Annotated in this window: 1 protein-coding gene and 2 pseudogenes; 2 read left to right on the top strand and 1 reads right to left on the bottom strand. The window is 39.0% G+C overall.

From position 1 onward, the window contains the following. Positions 1-319 (top strand): annotated as a pseudogene (locus tag ACEW8U_RS20035) (DUF5103 domain-containing protein); the annotation flags it as partial. A gap of 30 nt (positions 320-349) precedes the next feature. On the opposite strand, the pseudogene ACEW8U_RS20030 reads toward ACEW8U_RS20035, so the two are convergent. Next, positions 350-1,819, bottom strand: a pseudogene (locus tag ACEW8U_RS20030) (sulfatase). Positions 1,820-2,084: 265 nt separating this feature from the next. Here ACEW8U_RS20030 and ACEW8U_RS20025 point away from each other — a divergent pair. Then, the coding region (locus ACEW8U_RS20025) for a hypothetical protein (protein WP_373523827.1) at positions 2,085-3,031 on the top strand (947 nt) is incomplete at its 3' end.

The following is a 3,031-nucleotide window of genomic DNA, read 5'->3' as shown; positions in this document are numbered from 1 at the left end:
TAATCTCGCTGCAGAAAATCTAAAGCAAACTCCTTTTATCATCGGCGCATTTACCCAATGGGGCAATGAACCTTCCGCCAAGATGGAACTCAACAAAAAAACCAATACCTATCAGGCCACCTTATTGCTGAAGCAGGGTTGGTATGATTACCAATATGCTTTTAAGACAGATGAAGGCTGGGATATGAGTTCTTTCGAAGGAAATTATTTTGAAACTGAAAATGAGTATGAGGTATTTGTCTATTACAGGGACATGGCTTCAAGATATGACGAGTTGATCAGCTATCTGAATCTGAATCCGAATAAAAGGAGGTTGTGATTTTTAATAATGGCCATTTGATAAATTAGGTTATTCTTCGGATCTCCTTTCCGGAAGTCTTGCTTTGGTATCCTGAAGCCACTCCATTAGTTTGTTTTTGAGGTAAGTCGATTTTTCATTCTCTTTAGCAGAAAGGTCGTTTCTTTCTCCGAGATCATTTTTCAGGTTATATAATTCAATCATTTCATCTTCATAAAAATAAATCAGCTTCCAGCCATCTTCCTGAATTACAGAACCGGGATTTCCACCCTGATTGCCATAATGAGGATAGTGCCAATATAGTGCTTCTCTCGATATTGATCCGGATTGATTCTGAAGAAGAGGCGTTAAACTGACCCCGTCTATTTCTCCATTTCCTTTAAAGCTGTCTTTTAATCCTGCCATTTCTACCAACGTTGGGTAAAAATCCATACTGATGACAGGAGTGTTGTTTTCAACTCCACCAGAAATCTGATCTTTCCAAGATATGATCATTGGAACTCTGATTCCTCCTTCATAAAGCCATCCTTTGCCTGCCCTGAGGGGAAGGTTTGAGGTAGGACTTCCCTCTGCTGTAGAAAGGCCACCATTGTCCGAGAAAAAAACAACAATGGTGTTTTCCAATAAATTATTCCTTTCCAGACTTTCCAAGACCATCCCGACAGCTGTATCCATGGCTTCTACCATTCCGGCATAGACAGCATGAGCTTGAGTAGTTCGGTTCATGTTGGCATATTCAGGTTCAAACTCGTCTGTCAGGTTTAATTTAGACCGCTTTCTGAGGTATTTCAGTTCGAGTTCTACAGTTGTCATTAAGGGGGTATGTACCGAATAGAAGGAGAGGTAAGCGAAAAAAGGTTCTTTTTTTTGTTGATCAATAAAGGTAGCCGTTTCCTTGGCCAATCTTAATGGCAGGTATTCTCCTTCAGGACCATTTTCCATTTTTGGGTTGTCATAAGGTGAAAAGTATTTTTTTCCAGTAGACGGTGCACCCTTGTCGTTACCCCCAATGTTGATATCAAAGCCCTGACGTTCTGGCCAATGTTCTTATGTTTCTCCCAAATGCCATTTTCCCGCAAAGAATGTTTTGTATCCGGCATCTTTAAATACTTCTGCAAGGGTATATTCCTCTAAGGCCATATCAGGACTGTACTCAGCTGGTATCAAAGGTTTGTTTCTTGTCCAATGGTTTTGATAATTCCAAGGTTGAGGTGCTCCAAACCAATCAGTATTGTAGGTTTTGGAAGGATATTTTCCTGTCATGATACTTGCCCGGGTTGGAGAACAGACCGGTGATGCTGTGTATGCATTATTGAATTTCACCCCCATTTTTGCCAATCTATCAATGTTTGGAGTTTCGTAGAATTCACTTCCATAAGCACCCACATCCATCCATCCATAATCATCGACAAGAATGAATAATACATTTGGCTTTTCCTGCTGCTGGGTTAATCCAATGGGATTTATGCAAAGTTGTATAGCGGCAAAAATCAAAATACTGTATGTTTTGAGGGTAGTCATCGTTTTTGGTTATTGATTGAATCAATATTAAATTGATTTTTCCTTCTTACCAATAAATAGCGCAAACTCTCTTAAATTTTGGATGCATATACCCATTGAATGACCGATTACACCCATAAAGCGAACTGTTGGAAAATTAACTTGCCTCGGTAAATTAGATTTGTAAAGGTCTTGGCTAGAGACGTTGAAAGTACCTTTTAAGTAAAATGCTACTGGTTTTGAAAAAAACAGGTATATTAAAAGACAATATTGACCCAAAATAATAATGAGAAGGATGTTATCCCTGATACTCCTTTTTGCCTTCTGTTCCATTGCCCACGGACAGAAAAGCAATGAAGAGTTTTCCATAGACTTTATAGATGTAAGAAAAGGCTTGTTGAGTAACTTTGTGACTACAACGATCAGTGATGACGATAACTTCAAATATTTCGCCACAGAAGGTGGTGTTTCCAAATTCGACGGATATAATTTTACCAGTTTCAGACCGGGACAGGAACATCCGGAGTTTGAAAATGAAAACATCGAAACACTCTTCAAAGATGTTGCTAATAACATTTGGATCGGAACCAAAGAAGGAGGAATCTCTGTCATAGACAATAAAACGAGCAAGGTCCGAAGCTATAACCATATTTTTTCCAGTACACCCAATAAAAGACTTCGTGTCATTACAATCAGCCAAAGTGGAGATGGGATGATTTGGATGGGAACTTGGGGCAATGGTGTTTTTGTCTTTGATCCAAATGAGGAAAAGTTGATTACACATTACCCGATGTCTGGTCCAGTTCACAAAATTATCCGTGACCGATATGACAATATTTGGTACATAGGAGATACGCTATTGCACAAATACGATCCATCAGAAGCCCGACTTTTCAAGTTTCCCACCAAGAATCTGATGTATAACCTTATCGAGGATGTGAAGAGAAACAAATTGTGGATGGTGGGAAGTAGAAGTAATCGTGTTTTTCTCGAAGCTTTTGATTATAACACTCAAGAAATCAGTCAGTATCCGGTCAATTTTGGAGCACGTTATGTCAAGGCTATGGCACTCGACAGCAAAAATAGGATTTGGTTGGGTAGTTGGGGGGATGGCTTGTACATAAGTGATCCTGAAATCACCAAATTTGAAAAAATCAACACAAATCCCCAAGGAGGTAATTTTGATAATATCAACTACTCAATAATTTTGGACATTGATATAGACCAAAATGG

This window comes from Aquiflexum sp. (genome assembly GCF_041751335.1).
GTDB lineage: Bacteria > Bacteroidota > Bacteroidia > Cytophagales > Cyclobacteriaceae > Aquiflexum.
The sequence above is the reverse complement of the archived record's forward strand: the minus strand, read 5'-3'. Positions and strand labels throughout refer to the sequence as shown.